The organism is Mesorhizobium sp. Root695 (assembly GCF_001428185.1).
Classification (GTDB): domain Bacteria; phylum Pseudomonadota; class Alphaproteobacteria; order Rhizobiales; family Rhizobiaceae; genus Mesorhizobium.
On record NZ_LMHO01000045.1, the window covers coordinates 20,398 to 33,780 of the forward strand.

The window sequence follows — 13,383 nt, forward strand, 5'->3', positions numbered from 1 at the left end:
ATGGGTACGCTAGCGGTCATCGACGCTCCCGACTGGTACGAAACCATCCGCATGGCCGACGGCATCACGCTGATCCACGAGCCGTGGATAAAGCCGTTCTTCCGCTGCAACATGTGGCATGTGCGCGGCCGCGACCGCGACCTTCTGTTCGACACCGGGCTTGGCCATTTCAGCCTCAGGCGCCACGTACCGCTGGTGAGCGAGCGCAAGCTGATCTGCGTCGCCAGCCATACGCATTTCGACCATATCGGCTGCCACCACGAATTTCCCGAGCGCTGCGTGCACGCGGCCGAGGCCGGTATCCTTGCCGATCCGCGCAATGAATGGACCGCCGCCGGCACCTATGCGACCGACGAGATGTTTGACGGCATGCCGCAAGATTGGGACACCGCGCGCTACCGCATTATGCCCGCACCCGCCGGCCGCATGCTCGCACAGGGCGATGTCGTCGATCTCGGCGACCGTGCCTTCGAGGTGATCCACACGCCCGGCCATTCGCCCGGCGGCATCGCGCTCTACGAAAACAGGACGGGTATCCTGTTATCCGGCGATATCATCTATGACGGCCCGCTGATCGACGATGTCTACCACTCGGACATACCAGACTACATGGCGACACTCCTGCGCCTGCGCGACCTCGATGTCTCGGTCGTGCACGGTGGCCATTTCCCGAGTTTCGGCAAGGTGCGCTACCGCCAGCTTGTCGACGAGTATCTGGAACAGAAGCGGCAAGCCGGCTGCCATTTGCGGCAGCCCTGAGCGCGGGTTAGCGCATCAGTTCGAAATGCCGCGGAAATGCCTGATGCAGCAGGAGCAGCATGGTCTTGCGCAGCACGTTGGTGTCACGGCCGCGAGGGTTCAGGTGATCCCAGTACCAGGCGCCATGAACCAGATAATTCAGGCTCTCCGACAGCGTGTCTATGTCGATGCCGGTATAGCCGCCGCTGCGCGAAATCTCGATCAGCAGTTCGCGCGCCTCGGCAGTGTAGGCAAGGTCGCTCGGCAGCCCGATCTCGTTGTAGATCTGCATGCTCTTGCGGTCGCTGGAGAACACGACAAAGACCGAAACCCATTTCGGATGCTGCCGGGCGAAGTTTTGCGCGCAGTTGACCGCCCCGAGCAGGCGCTCTACCGGCGACAGGCCGGGCGCCCGCACCAGTGTCACCCACAGTTCATCATATCGATCGCTAAGATACTGCAGGACGGCGCGAAACAGGTTCTCCTTGCTGCCAAAGTGGAAGACGACCAAGGCATTGGACGAGCCGACATGTTCGGCGATGCGCTGCATGGTGACGCTTGCCAGCCCCTCCTCCGCGATGAGCTCGATGGTGGCGTCTATGATCCGCTGCACGCTGGCTTCGCCACGTTCGCGCCGACGGTCCTTGGGCGGCGCGGCATCGTTTGCCGAAACCCCGTCCTTGGCCATTACGCCTTTATGTTTTGCCGCTGCTGCCTTGCGTTGCGCCATCTTCGTCCAGTTCCCTTCGAACCTTGTGGCGGCGATCGCTGGCGCCACCACAGATCCGTGTATTCGTGGTGTCCGGCGTCGGCTCACCATAGCCGAAGCCGGAGATCAAGCACCACCACATCGCCCGATCAGAGCGACGGGCGTGTTTCGGCGTTCGTGTACCATTGCCCCTGCGCCGTTTCAAAGGCCATGGCCGCGCGGAAAACATCGGCATCGCAATAGGTGCGGCCGACAATCTGGATGCCTGTCGGCACGCCGCTTGCCGCCCGGCCCGATGGCATGGAAAGAACCGGACAACGGCTCAGCATGTTGAATGGCGTCGTCATCACCCAGCCAAGCGAGGGATTCACCTGCTTGCCGTTGATCTCGACCGTATCCCTGGTCTGATCGAACTCCGCCGGCACTGAAGGAAGCGCGTTGGTCGGGCAGATCAGCACATCGTATGTCTCCAGCAGCGGCCCCAGCGTCTGGTACATCCTGGCCGCCACCTCCAGGGTGGCGACAAAGTCCGTGGCCTTGGACTTTTGCCCGTCCTCGGCGAACTGCCGCGCATAGGTCGTCATGTCCTTGCCGTGCTGTTTGAGCAGTTGCGACAGCGAAGCGCCGAAGAGGTGTTCAAGATAGGCCATGCCGGCCTTGAGCACGTCGTCGCCCCAGCCCAGATCGACTTCTTCGACAGTGGCCCCAAGCGAGCGGAACACATTGCAGGCGGCAAGCGTGTTCTTGCGCACCTCGCGATCCACTTCGAAAGAACCGAGGTCCATCGAGAAAGCAATCTTCCAGCCCTTGATCGGCTTGTGGTCGAGCGGCAGGCGCAGTTTTGGGCGCAGCGTGGCGATATCGAGCGGGCTTGGCCCGGCCATGACATTCTGCAGCAGGATCGCATCCCTAACGTTTCGCGCCAGCGGTCCGGTGTGACAGTAGAAGTCGAGATTGAATGGCGGCTCGTCCGGATTGCGGCCATAGGGCGGCTTGAAGCCGACAAGACCGCAGGCTGAAGCCGGAATGCGGATCGACCCGGCAATGTCCGAGCCGGTGGCGATCGACGATGTGCCGGAAGCCAGCGTCGCCGCCGAACCGCCGGACGAACCGCCCGGTGTGAACTCCGGATTCCACGGATTGCGCGTGACACCCCATCGTCTCGACCAGGTATAGCCGGCGCAGCTGAATTCAGGCGTCGCCGTGCGGGCATGGACTATGCCGCCGGCCTTGATGATGCGCTCATTCATCGTCGAGGTACGGCCGCCGATGGCATCCTTCGAGAGCAGCGAGCCGTGCGACGTCGGCTTGCCCTTGATATAGCTCTCGTCCTTTATGCCGATGGGCAGACCCTCGAGCGCCCCGGTTCGGGCGCCCTTGGCGTATTTCGCCTCGGCTTTCCTGGCCAGATCCAGCGCCTCGTCGAAATGCGTGAAGGTCAAGCAGTTGATCGTCGGCTTGGTGGCCTCCGCGCGCCGGATGGTGGCCTGCATCAGGTCGACGGGCGAGAGTTTCTTCGCCTTGAACAGCCGCAGCGCCTCGTTGGCCGCCATGTAGCAAAGGTCGAGATCGGTCATGGGAAGTCTCCTGCGATCGCCGGATCGCGTTTGGCATGGACGGGAGGTGGCCGCGCCGCGTGCCGCGGCGCGGAGAACCCGGATCAGGTTATTTCTGAAGGTCGGTCCAGATTTTCGTGTAGAGCGCCTGCACATCAGGCGGACAGGCCTGCATGAACTGGCCCTTGGCGGCGAATTGCGCGGGAACATCGACTTCCGGCGCCCCTTTCATGTCCGCAGGCATGAAGGCTTCCGAGCCCTTGATGCCGTTCGAATATCGCGCGAAGGCCGAGATCATGGCGGCGTTCTGCGGGTCCATGATGAAGTTCTGGAAAAGCTTGGCATTCTCGACGTTTTTGGCGTCCTTCAGCACCGCGACATTGTCCATCCAGATCGGGTAGCCTTCCCTGGGATAGCCGTAGACGATCTTGTCGTTCTGCATCCGCTGGCGCAGCGAAATGCCGTTCCAGTTGACGCCGGCGGCGATGTCGCCCTTGCCCAGGCCGTCGACGGCGCCATAGTCGAAGGACAGCCATTTCGCCTTGGCCTCGACCAGCTTGTCGCGCACCTTCTTCAGCAGCACCTTGTCGTCGGTACAGTACTGGCCGCCTTCATAGGCGATGGCGAGGAACATGATGTCACCCATTTCAGGGACGACATTGATCTTGCCGACGAGCTCGGGCGGCGGATCGAGGAAGATCGCGGACGTGTTGATGTCGCCGGAATAGACCGACTTGTTGACCGACACGCCAGTCGTGCCCCACTGCCATGGAACGGTGTATTTGCGGCCCGGATCGAATGGCACGTCGACCCATTTGGGATCGACATTCTTGAAATTCTCCATCTGGTCCGGGCGCGATTCAAGCAACAGCCCCTCGCTGATCCAGATCGGAACGACGCTTGCCGAAGGCACGACGATGTCGAAACCGGCCCCACCCTGGCGGATCTTGGCAAGTGCGGTGTCGTTGGAATCGAAGTCGGTGACGGTGACCTTGACCTTGTAGGTCTCCTCGAACTTCTTGATCAGATCGGGGCTGGTGTAGTTGCCCCAATTGTAGATGTTGAGTTCGCCCTCGGCACGGGCAACGCCCGTGACAGTCAGCAGCGACAGCCCGATGGCCGTCGCGGTCAATTTCCAGTTCATGCTCCATGCTCCCATTGTTGGGACCGGCGGCAAAGCCGCCTCAGGTCCGTTTCCTGCTGACGAAAAAGAAGGCGGTGACGATGCCGATCGACAGCAGCAGGAACGCTGTCGAGATGGCATTGATCTCGGGTGTAACGCCGCGGCGGATCTGGCCGAGCATGTAGGTGGGCAGCGTGTCCTGGCCGCCGGATTTGACGAATTCGGTGATGACGACGTCATCCAGCGAGACGACGAAGGCGAGCATCAGCCCGGCCAGAATGCCCGGCCAAAGCAGCGGCAAGGTCACATGCCGGAACGTCTTCCATTTGGTCGCATAGAGGTCCGCCGCCGCGGTTTCGAGCGCCAGGTCCATGCTTTCGAGCCGCGCCCGGATCGGCAGATAGGCAAAGGGGACGCAGAAAGCGGTGTGCGCGGCGACGAGGTAGCCGAGGCCGGAATAGCCGGTCCAGATCTTGATGCGCGAAAACACGATCAGCAGTGCCACAGCGGTGACGATCTCCGGCACCATCAGCGGCTGGTTGATGAAGGCGTATTTGAAGGTCAGCCCGCGATAGGGATTGGTCCGGGTCGTCGCGAGCGCCGCCATGGTCGCCGAGATCGTCGCCAGCAGCGCAGCGACGGCGGCGATCTGGAACGAGCGGATCGACGATTCGATCACCAGCCCATTGTTCCAGGCCACATGGAACCAGCGCAGCGAGAAGCCCTTCCAGATCGCCAGGGAATCGTTGTCGTTGAAGGCGTAGACCACCAGGGTGGCGATCGGCAGATAAAGCAGGAAGAAACACAGTATCGCCAGGCTGACGAAGCCGTTCTGCCGCCGGACGTCGAAGCGCTTAGCCATGGGCGCCATCCGACCTGGTCGTGTTGCGGACATAAAACAGCAGCGCCACCATGACGATAACCATCAAGGTGATCGACAGCGCCGCACCAAGCGGCCAGTTTCGGCCCTGGCCGAACTGCAGCTCGATCAGATTGCCGATCATCAGATTGGTACCGCCGCCCAGCACGCGCGGCGTCACGTAGGCGCCAAGCGAAGGAATGAAGACGAGGATCGAGCCGGCGACGATGCCCGGCGTTACCAGCGGGACGATGATGCGCCTCAACACCTCGAACCGCGTCGCGTAGAGATCATAGCCCGCCTCGACAAGGCGGAAGTCGATCTTCTCCATGCTGGCGTAGAGCGGCAGCACCATCAGCGGCAGGAAGACGTAGACCATGCCGGCCAGGACGGCGAAGTTGGTGTACATCAGCTGGACGGGGTGGTCGGCGATGCCAAGCAGTTGCAGTGCTGAATTGATGATGCCGTCATTGCGCAGCACTTCCTGCATGGCGAAGGTGCGGATCAGAAGGTTCGTCCAGAACGGTATGGTGATCAGGAACAGCCAGATGTCGCGCCGGTGATCCGGCCGCGTGGCGATGAAATAGGCGGTGGGAAAGCCGAGGGTCAGGGTCAGAACGGTGGTTGCCAGCGACAGCGACACCGAGCGCCAGAAGATCGACAGATACGCAGTGGCAAAGGACACCGTGTCGTCAAAGACATCACGCTCGAACAGCACGCTCACCCAGGCGTCGGTCGAGAACTGCCATTTCACATCGCCGTAATTGCCTGGCGTCAGGAAGGAATAGACGACCACGATCAGCAGCGGCCCAAGGGCAGCGAGGAAGACGATCAGCAGCGCCGGGGCCGAAAGCAGCCAGCGCAACCGGATATCGTCACGTTCAGCCTGTTCGGCGACCTCACTCGCGGTTGCCATGGCCCCTAGTCCTTCAGCAACTGCGCGGCATTGTCGCCGATCTGAATGCCAACCCTGGTGCCGTTTTCGAAACCACAGCCGGCGCTGCGCGAATTCTGCTGGCGCACCATGAAGACATCGCCGTCGTCCAGCCGCACATGGATATGCGTGTCGGTGCCGAAATAGACGATGTTCTCGATCGTGCCGCAGAGATCGCCGCGGCCTTTGACGAGCTTCGCATGTTCGGGCCGAACCATCAGTGTCGCGTTGCTGCCGACGCGGAAGTCGACGGCGGCGGTCGCGCGGATCTTCGCACCCGAGCGCAAGGCGACCTGCGCCTGGCCATTGCCCGCACTTTCGACCGTGCCGGTCAGGAAGTTCGTCTCGCCGATGAAGTCGGCGACGAACCGCTCCGCCGGGTGGTCATAGACATCCCATGGTGTGCCGACCTGCAGGATGTTGCCCGACGACATCACCGCGATGCGATCCGACATGGTCAGCGCCTCTTCCTGGTCGTGGGTGACGAAGATGAAGGTGATGCCGGTCTCGTGCTGCAGCCGCTTCAATTCGATCTGCATTTCCTTGCGCAGCTTGTAGTCGAGCGCCGACAGCGGCTCGTCGAGCAGCAGCACCTTCGGCTGTGGCGCGAGCGCCCGGGCCAGCGCCACGCGCTGCTGCTGGCCGCCGGAGATCTGGCTGGTGCGCCGGTTCTTCAATTCCTGCATGTGGACCAGCTTCAGCATCGCGTCGACACGCACCTCGATCTCTGCCTTCGGCCTGCCCAGCATCTTCAGGCCGAAGCCGATGTTGTCGGCGACCGTCATGTGCGGGAACAGCGCATAGGACTGGAAAACGGTGTTGACCGGCCGCCTGAACGGCGGCAGCGGTGCGATGTCCTGGCCATACAACAGGATCTCGCCGTCGGTCGGAAAATCGAAGCCGGCGATCAGCCTGAGCAGCGTCGTCTTTCCGCAGCCAGATGGGCCAAGCAGCGTGAAGAATTCATTTTCGCGGATCGCGACGGAGACGTTGTCGAGCGCTCTGACCGAATCCTGGCCGGTTCCCCGAAAGACCCTGGTGACGCCGTTCGCCTCAACGGCGGGCCGCATGGCTGTCAAGATATTCCCCTCCTTCGTGACCATTCACCGGCAACGCCGGCTGGCCAACTCAATCCTCGACCTCAGGAATAACTGTGACTAAATATACAGTCAATATCTTTTCGACCAATGCGACAAAGGGCGACCATTCTCATGCGGCTCCGGATTGCGTCGACAAATTCGCCTGAAGGACGCCTTGTTGCCATCAAACATGCGCCGGTGCGCTGGCGATCCGGAATGCTATAGTCAACAATGAGGCCGTAGTTGAATTGGGGCGGGCTTTGGCATGATCAACGCGGCTTGCGAGGCTTGGGTCAAGGTCATGCGCCTTCTGGCGGCCGTGCTGCTGATGACAATGGTGCTCTTCTCCGCCGCGCGCGGCGAGGAGCGTATCGCGTTGGTCGTTGCCAGTCCGACCTACGAGGGCGCGCCGGCCATCGCCAACGCCGAGCTCAGCGCCGAACTCATTGCAGCGAGCCTGCGGTCCCTTGGGTTCACCGTCCGGCAGGTGTCCGATGGCGACCGCGCCGATGTGGCGCGCGCCATGTATGATTTCGCCAAGTCGCTGAGTGCCGCCGATTCCGTCGGCATCTTCTACTATGTCGGCCATACGGCTCGGACCAATGACAGGAACTATCTGCTGACGCGCGGCGCGCGGACCGGTTCAAAGCAAGCGATAGACCAGACGGCATTGCCTCTCGATCTGTTCGTGCAAGCGCTCGAGGCAACGCCGACATTCAAACTGGTTTTGCTGGATAATCCCGGCGATGGATCCACCGCTGCTGCGGGCGTGACGCCAGGGCTGGCGGCGGTGGGTCCGCCGTCCAACGCCATCGTCGCCTCTTCCGCCCAACCGGGAACCGTCGCGCTGAACGAAGCCAAACCGGTCACGGTGTTTGCCGACGCGCTCACGGCAGCGCTGAGCAGGCGGGGCATGAACATCCGCGCCATACTCGCCTCGGTCACGCAAACCGTTGCCGACAAGACATTCGGTGCTCAGTCGCCGTGGGTGGCCTATGGCCTTTCGGCAGACGGCCAATTTGTGCCGGCGCCGGACGAGCCGGTCGCCGCCGCACCTGGCCCGACCGAGGCACCGCCGAAAGCCGTTGCGCCTGAACCCGCGCCGCCACCGATGGCAAGCGGCGGCGGCGGTGGCTACGATTCCGAGGGGGGCGGCTGGGGCGGCGGCGGTGACTATGGCTCCGGCAGCTTCGATGGCAGCAGCCAGGAGCCTTACCCGATGGACGTTGCACCGGGGTCTGGCAGTCCCGATTCTTGGGCGGGAAGCAGTGCCGCTGAGGCCGCCGCATACGAGGAATACAAACGCCGACAACAACAGCAGCAACGGCAGGATGAGGAACAGGCTCGAAAACAGTACGAAGAGGAGGCGGCCAAGGCCGCCGCCGCGGCGCAGGACAATCTCGGCAGCACCTATCAGGAGGATGGCCAAGCCAGCGGCATGGAGCCCGCACTGCCGCCCATCCCGGCGCCGGTACCCGCCCCACCCCCTGTCATTGAGCCGCTTGCCCCGCTGCCCGACACGGCAACCGCCGAAGAGCCTCCTGTGCTGCCGTTGGACGCGCCTCCTGGCATGGTGTCTCCACCTGTCGATAACAATGCGGTCGAGGTGGTGCGACATCCGACCATCGACGCGCCCGATGAGGTCGTGGCCGGCGAAACGGTGACCGTTTCGATCGCGCTGACCGAAGAGCTATTGACGCCTGAGGTGAAGGTGAAAGCGGCTCCCGGTTCGACGGTGACGGCAAACGGCGCCTTGGCTATGGCCATGCCGGCCGGGGCAGAGCAATGGCCCATCGACATCGATCTCTTCGCCAGCGGTTTCGACCTTGTCGACGGCGGCAAATGGAGCCGGCAGACGACCCTCTATCGCCAGGGGGACAGCGATTCATCCGCTTCGACCTCAAGGCACGGCCCATTGCAAAAGACAGCAAGCCCGCCCAGTTCATCGCCCGTATCTACAGCGCCGGACGGTTTCTCGGATCGGCGTCGCGACCCGTCATTGTTCGTCGAACGGCGCCCGTTGAAGCCAGCACCCAGGATGCGCCAGCCAATCGCCCTGCCGCGCCTGCCACGCTGATGCTGGCCTCCGCGCCACCGCAACCGGCGACGACAGGCTATGTCAGGCTTGGCGGCGACACCAGCGATGACGTTCCCGATCTTGATGTCACCATCCTTTATGACGACCCGAGCGGACTTGGCCCTGGCCAGATCATCATCCATTCGCCGCATCTGGCCGGCCCGGTGACCGATACGTTCTCGACGCCGCCGCAAATGGCGGCATGGCTGGACTCGCAGTACCTCCGGCTGCTGCAACTCGGCCTCAGCCTGCGCGGCGCGGTGTCACTGCAACAGCCTGCCACAAGCAGCGACCCGGACGCGCAAAAGCGCTTTGTCACGCTGGCCGCAGAAGGCTTCGGCGACGCGCTCTACCGCGATTACGCGCCGGAGGCGTTCAAGGATGTGTTCTGGTCGCTGCGCGACAAGGGCGAACTGCATTCGATCCAGATCACCTCGAACAGCCCCACGCTGCCCTGGGAGTTGATCCGCCCGCAAAGCGCGGATGGCGCAACCCGCGACGGCTTCCTCGGCATGAGCTACCGGCTGGCGCGCTGGGCGCCGCGCAGCACATCCTCGCAGGTCGACAATCCGCTCGACCGCATGGCTTTTACCGGCGTCGCGGCTGTCGCTCCCTCCTATGTCGACAAGCGGTCGCTGCCGTTCCAAGAGGTCGAGATCGACGCGCTGAGCAAGCTCGCCGGCTACCGCCGCTTCGATGGCGATTTCGTCTCCTTCGAAAAACTGATCGGCGAGGTCTCGACCGGCTTCATCCATTTCTCCGGGCACGGTGCGGTCAACCAGCCGAGCAGCGGCCGGCCGATCTTTGCCATCGACCTCGTCGACCAGTCGCTCGACCCCGATACCTGGCGCGCGCTGGTTGCCGCCGCGCATGGCAAGGGCAATCCATTCTATTTCTTCAATGCCTGCGATACGGGCAAGTCCCAGTTGCTCGGCGGTTTCGTGCAGGGCTGGGGTCCAGCGGTGCTGGCGGGCGGCGCATCCGGCTTCATCGGCGGCATGTGGCCGCTGACCGACCGCGCCGCCGCCGCCTTCTCGATCGACTTCTATGGTGGCATCAGTACGCGCCTCAAGGACGGACCGGTTTATCTCGCCGAGATGCTGCAAGTGGTGCGCAAGCGCTTCTATGAAACCGGCGACCCTACCTATCTTGCCTACACGTTCTACGGCAACGCCAATTTGCAGGTGGTGATGCAGTAAACGGCCGTTCTTTGCATCAAATCCTCGGCCACGCAAGCGCTGACGCCGTTGGTCATCAAGCCGATGATCCGTATGCGTTCGGGAGTTACAGCGCCCTTTGCGGGCATGGCGCCCCGGCGGCGTCACCACAGCGCGACGCCGTGGGCTGAGGCCGGAAGCTCGTCTCTTCGGACTGGCGCACAAGTTCGGCAAAGAGAAGCGCGAAGCTTCCCAGCATCAGGAAGACGATGATCAGGCGTGTTACCGGCAATGTGTCGGCCTCTACTGGCTAGGCCCCACGCCACCCATCCACTGCCGGCTAACATGACCGATCCGGCTTTACGAGAGTTTAAGCCCGGTCTTAACCATCACATTCGCGTAGCCTTTGACATGATGCGCGAACGGCAAGTCCGCATTCCGCCGTTCCGCGGTCGCCTTGCCATCCGGGATGGCGGCTCCCTTTGCAGACATGCCCCGCACATGCTACCCCGACGCTGGCGCGGTCCAGCAACCTGCCGCCGCCAACCGTCGTCATCGGGGAGCCATGAGCAAAGCCGCCAGCCGCATCGCATTCGTCTCGTCCGACACATCAGATGCCAAGGCGGCGTTGGAAAGCCTGTCGGCGCGCTATGGCCAGTCATCCGTCGAGGATGCCGGGATCGTCGTCGCGCTTGGCGGTGACGGCTTCCTGCTGCAGACCCTGCGCGACACGATGGGAACCGGCAAGAAGGTCTACGGCATGAACCGTGGCACCATCGGTTTCCTGATGAACGAATACCGGTACGGTGGTCTCGCCGAGCGCATCGCGGCCGCCGTCGCCGAAACGATCCGCCCGCTGGAGATGCAGGCCGTCACCTCGGAAGGCGAAACGGTTTCAGCGCTGGCGATCAACGAGGTGGCGCTGTGGCGCCAATCCTACCAGACGGCCAAGATCCGTATCACCGTCGACGAGCAGGTACGGCTCGAGGAACTCAGCTGCGACGGTGTGATGATCGCGACGCCTGCCGGATCCACCGCCTATAATCTTTCCGCACACGGGCCGATCCTGCCGCTCGATGCGCCGCTGCTGGCGCTGACCCCGGTCAGCCCTTTTCGCCCGCGCCGCTGGCGCGGCGCGCTGCTCTCCAACAAGGCGACCGTGCGCTTCGACATTCTCGAGCCGGAAAAGCGGCCGGTGAACGCCGCCGCCGACCATACCGAGGTCAAGGCGGTGACCTCGGTAACGGTCAGGGAATCACCAACGGCGACAGCAACGTTGCTGTTCGATCCCAATCATTCCTGGAACGAACGCATCCTCGCCGAGCAGTTCCGCTACTGAGCCGGCGCAATGACCGACAGCTCGATTAAGCATCCCGATTAAGGTTACAACTTCACAATCGTGCCAATGCCGCCCGTTTCTGTTGACAAATCGCGGGCTTGCGCCTAATCGCAATACCAATCTTGCAGGCGCGTGGCGCTTGCCGCGACAGACGCCGTTGCGCTTCCCCGAACCAGCCAAAGACCACAACACTTGTCCTCAGACACCACGACCGCTCAAGAAGCGTTGACCTTCGCAGACCTCGGCCTGTCGCCGAAGGTCCTTTCCGCAGTCACCGATGCCGGCTACACCCAGCCGACGCCGATCCAGGCTGGCGCCATTCCGCACGCCCTGCTCGGCAAGGATATTCTGGGCATCGCCCAGACAGGCACCGGCAAAACGGCTTCCTTTGTGCTGCCAATGCTGACCCGCCTCGAAAAAGGCCGGGCTCGTGCCCGCATGCCGCGCACGCTGATCCTGGAGCCGACGCGCGAGCTCGCCGCACAGGTCGAAGAGAATTTCATCAGGTATGGCAAGAACCACAAGCTCAACATCGCACTTCTGATCGGCGGCGTGTCGTTCGACGAACAGGACAAGAAGCTGGAGCGCGGCGCCGACGTGCTGATCGCAACGCCCGGCCGCCTGCTCGACCACCGCGAGCGCGGCAAGCTGCTGCTCAACGGCGTCGAAATCCTCGTCATCGACGAAGCGGACCGCATGCTCGACATGGGCTTCATTCCCGACATCGAGCGCATCTGCGAGATGATCCCGTTCACCAGGCAGACGCTGTTCTTCTCGGCGACGATGCCGCCAGAGATCACCAAGCTCACCGAGAAATTCCTGCACGCGCCGGTGCGCGTCGAGGTCTCGAAGGCCGCGTCCGCGGCGACCAACATCATCCAGCGCCTGGTCAAGTCCGGTTCCAAGCCATGGGACAAGCGCGAGACGCTGCGCAACCTGATCAAGGCCGAGGATGCGGAGCTGAAGAACGCCATCATCTTCTGCAACCGCAAGGTCGAAGTGTCGGAGCTGTTCCGCTCGCTGCTGAAGTATGATTTCGACGCCGGTGCGCTGCACGGCGACATGGACCAGCGCGCGCGCATGCAGATGCTGGCCAATTTCCGCGACGGCAAGCTGCGCTACCTTGTCGCTTCCGACGTCGCCGCGCGCGGCCTCGACATCCCCGATGTCAGCCACGTCTTCAACTACGACGTGCCGATCCATGCCGAGGACTATGTCCACCGCATTGGCCGCACCGGCCGCGCCGGACGCTCGGGCAAGTCCTTCACCATCGCGACCAAATCGGACACCAAGTACATCGACGCCATCGAGCGGCTGATCGGCAACAAGATCGAATGGCATGACGGCGACCTGTCGACAGTGGTCGCCAGCGAAGGCGGCGAGGACGATGCTCCGCGCCGTGGCAAGGGCGCGCCGCGCCGCGCCGGCCGCAAGGACGATGACCGCAAGGACCATGATCGCAGGGAAAAGGGCGGCGATCGCAAACCACGCGAACGCCACGCCAGGCACAGCGAAGATGCGGCACCGGCAACGGTGCGCGAGGAACAGCCCGATGTGGCCGAGACCGCGGTCGCCGACATCGGCGAACGGCGCGTGCGCAAGGAAGCGATCCGTTTGGAAAACACCGAGCGCAAATCATCGGATCGCAACGAACAGCGCGCGCCGGAGCGCGGCGACACCAGACCGCAGCGCGACAACAACCGCCCTGCCCGCCAACGCCACCAGGAAGACAACGACTCCACCGTAGGCTTCGGCGATGACATGCCGGCCTTCATGCGGATCGTCGCCAAGGTCTGATATTGCGGCGCGCGT

The 13,383-nt window shown here is 63.0% G+C and carries 11 protein-coding genes; 5 read left to right on the forward strand and 6 right to left on the reverse strand.

Features of this window, described 5'->3' with window-relative positions:
* Positions 1-759, forward strand: a complete 759-nt coding sequence (locus ASD99_RS29205) for an MBL fold metallo-hydrolase (protein ID WP_057145764.1) — start codon at positions 1-3, stop codon at positions 757-759.
* A gap of 7 nt (positions 760-766) precedes the next feature.
* On the opposite strand, the gene ASD99_RS29210 is transcribed toward ASD99_RS29205, so the two are convergent.
* The 6 genes from ASD99_RS29210 to ASD99_RS29235 all read right to left on the reverse strand — a co-directional run bounded on the left by ASD99_RS29210 (position 767) and on the right by ASD99_RS29235 (position 6,989).
* Positions 767-1,516 carry a TetR/AcrR family transcriptional regulator gene (locus tag ASD99_RS29210; RefSeq protein WP_244497936.1) on the reverse strand — a complete coding sequence of 250 codons (750 nt, stop codon included), beginning with the start codon at positions 1,514-1,516 and terminating at the stop codon, positions 767-769.
* 80 nt (positions 1,517-1,596) lie between these two features.
* A complete protein-coding gene (locus tag ASD99_RS29215; RefSeq protein ID WP_057145766.1) occupies positions 1,597-3,024 on the reverse strand; it encodes an amidase in 1,428 nt (475 codons plus the stop codon).
* Positions 3,025-3,112: 88 nt separating this feature from the next.
* The gene (locus ASD99_RS29220; protein ID WP_056584523.1) at positions 3,113-4,147 is read right to left on the reverse strand and encodes an extracellular solute-binding protein; all 1,035 of its coding nucleotides are present in this window, start codon (positions 4,145-4,147) and stop codon (positions 3,113-3,115) included.
* 40 nt (positions 4,148-4,187) lie between these two features.
* Positions 4,188-4,988 (reverse strand): ABC transporter permease, encoded by an 801-nt coding sequence (locus tag ASD99_RS29225; protein WP_056584665.1) that lies wholly within the window; start codon positions 4,986-4,988, stop codon positions 4,188-4,190.
* Complete coding sequence (locus ASD99_RS29230; protein ID WP_056584520.1) at positions 4,981-5,901, reverse strand: ABC transporter permease; 921 nt, start codon at positions 5,899-5,901, stop codon at positions 4,981-4,983. Before ASD99_RS29230 ends, ASD99_RS29225 begins: the two co-directional genes overlap by 8 nt.
* A gap of 5 nt (positions 5,902-5,906) precedes the next feature.
* Complete coding sequence (locus ASD99_RS29235) at positions 5,907-6,989, reverse strand: ABC transporter ATP-binding protein (protein WP_057145878.1); 1,083 nt, start codon at positions 6,987-6,989, stop codon at positions 5,907-5,909.
* Between the two features lie 274 nt (positions 6,990-7,263).
* On the opposite strand from ASD99_RS29235, the gene ASD99_RS29240 reads away from it, so the two are divergent.
* The 4 genes from ASD99_RS29240 (at position 7,264) to ASD99_RS29255 (ending at position 13,368) form a co-directional block, all read left to right on the forward strand.
* Positions 7,264-9,075, forward strand: a complete 1,812-nt coding sequence (locus ASD99_RS29240) for a caspase family protein (protein WP_057145767.1) — start codon at positions 7,264-7,266, stop codon at positions 9,073-9,075.
* Positions 9,075-10,274, forward strand: a complete 1,200-nt coding sequence (locus ASD99_RS29245) for a CHAT domain-containing protein (protein ID WP_057145768.1) — start codon at positions 9,075-9,077, stop codon at positions 10,272-10,274. The genes ASD99_RS29240 and ASD99_RS29245 overlap by 1 nt, the downstream gene beginning before the upstream one ends.
* Before the next feature lie 523 nt (positions 10,275-10,797).
* Positions 10,798-11,571, forward strand: coding sequence for an NAD kinase (locus ASD99_RS29250; protein ID WP_056584515.1), 774 nt, complete (start codon positions 10,798-10,800; stop codon positions 11,569-11,571).
* Positions 11,572-11,763: 192 nt separating this feature from the next.
* Positions 11,764-13,368 (forward strand): DEAD/DEAH box helicase, encoded by a 1,605-nt coding sequence (locus ASD99_RS29255; RefSeq protein ID WP_057145769.1) that lies wholly within the window; start codon positions 11,764-11,766, stop codon positions 13,366-13,368.
* Positions 13,369-13,383 lie beyond the last annotated feature (15 nt).

Coding starts and splice junctions, on each gene's coding strand:
- ASD99_RS29235 (WP_057145878.1), bottom strand. CDS start 6,989: ATGCGGCCCGCCGTTGAGGCGAACGGCGTCACCAGGGTCTTTCGGGGA.
- ASD99_RS29205 (WP_057145764.1), top strand. CDS start 1: ATGGGTACGCTAGCGGTCATCGACGCTCCCGACTGGTACGAAACCATC.
- ASD99_RS29215 (WP_057145766.1), bottom strand. CDS start 3,024: ATGACCGATCTCGACCTTTGCTACATGGCGGCCAACGAGGCGCTGCGG.
- ASD99_RS29220 (WP_056584523.1), bottom strand. CDS start 4,147: ATGAACTGGAAATTGACCGCGACGGCCATCGGGCTGTCGCTGCTGACT.
- ASD99_RS29225 (WP_056584665.1), bottom strand. CDS start 4,988: ATGGCTAAGCGCTTCGACGTCCGGCGGCAGAACGGCTTCGTCAGCCTG.
- ASD99_RS29230 (WP_056584520.1), bottom strand. CDS start 5,901: ATGGCAACCGCGAGTGAGGTCGCCGAACAGGCTGAACGTGACGATATC.
- ASD99_RS29240 (WP_057145767.1), top strand. CDS start 7,264: ATGATCAACGCGGCTTGCGAGGCTTGGGTCAAGGTCATGCGCCTTCTG.
- ASD99_RS29245 (WP_057145768.1), top strand. CDS start 9,075: ATGCTGGCCTCCGCGCCACCGCAACCGGCGACGACAGGCTATGTCAGG.
- ASD99_RS29250 (WP_056584515.1), top strand. CDS start 10,798: ATGAGCAAAGCCGCCAGCCGCATCGCATTCGTCTCGTCCGACACATCA.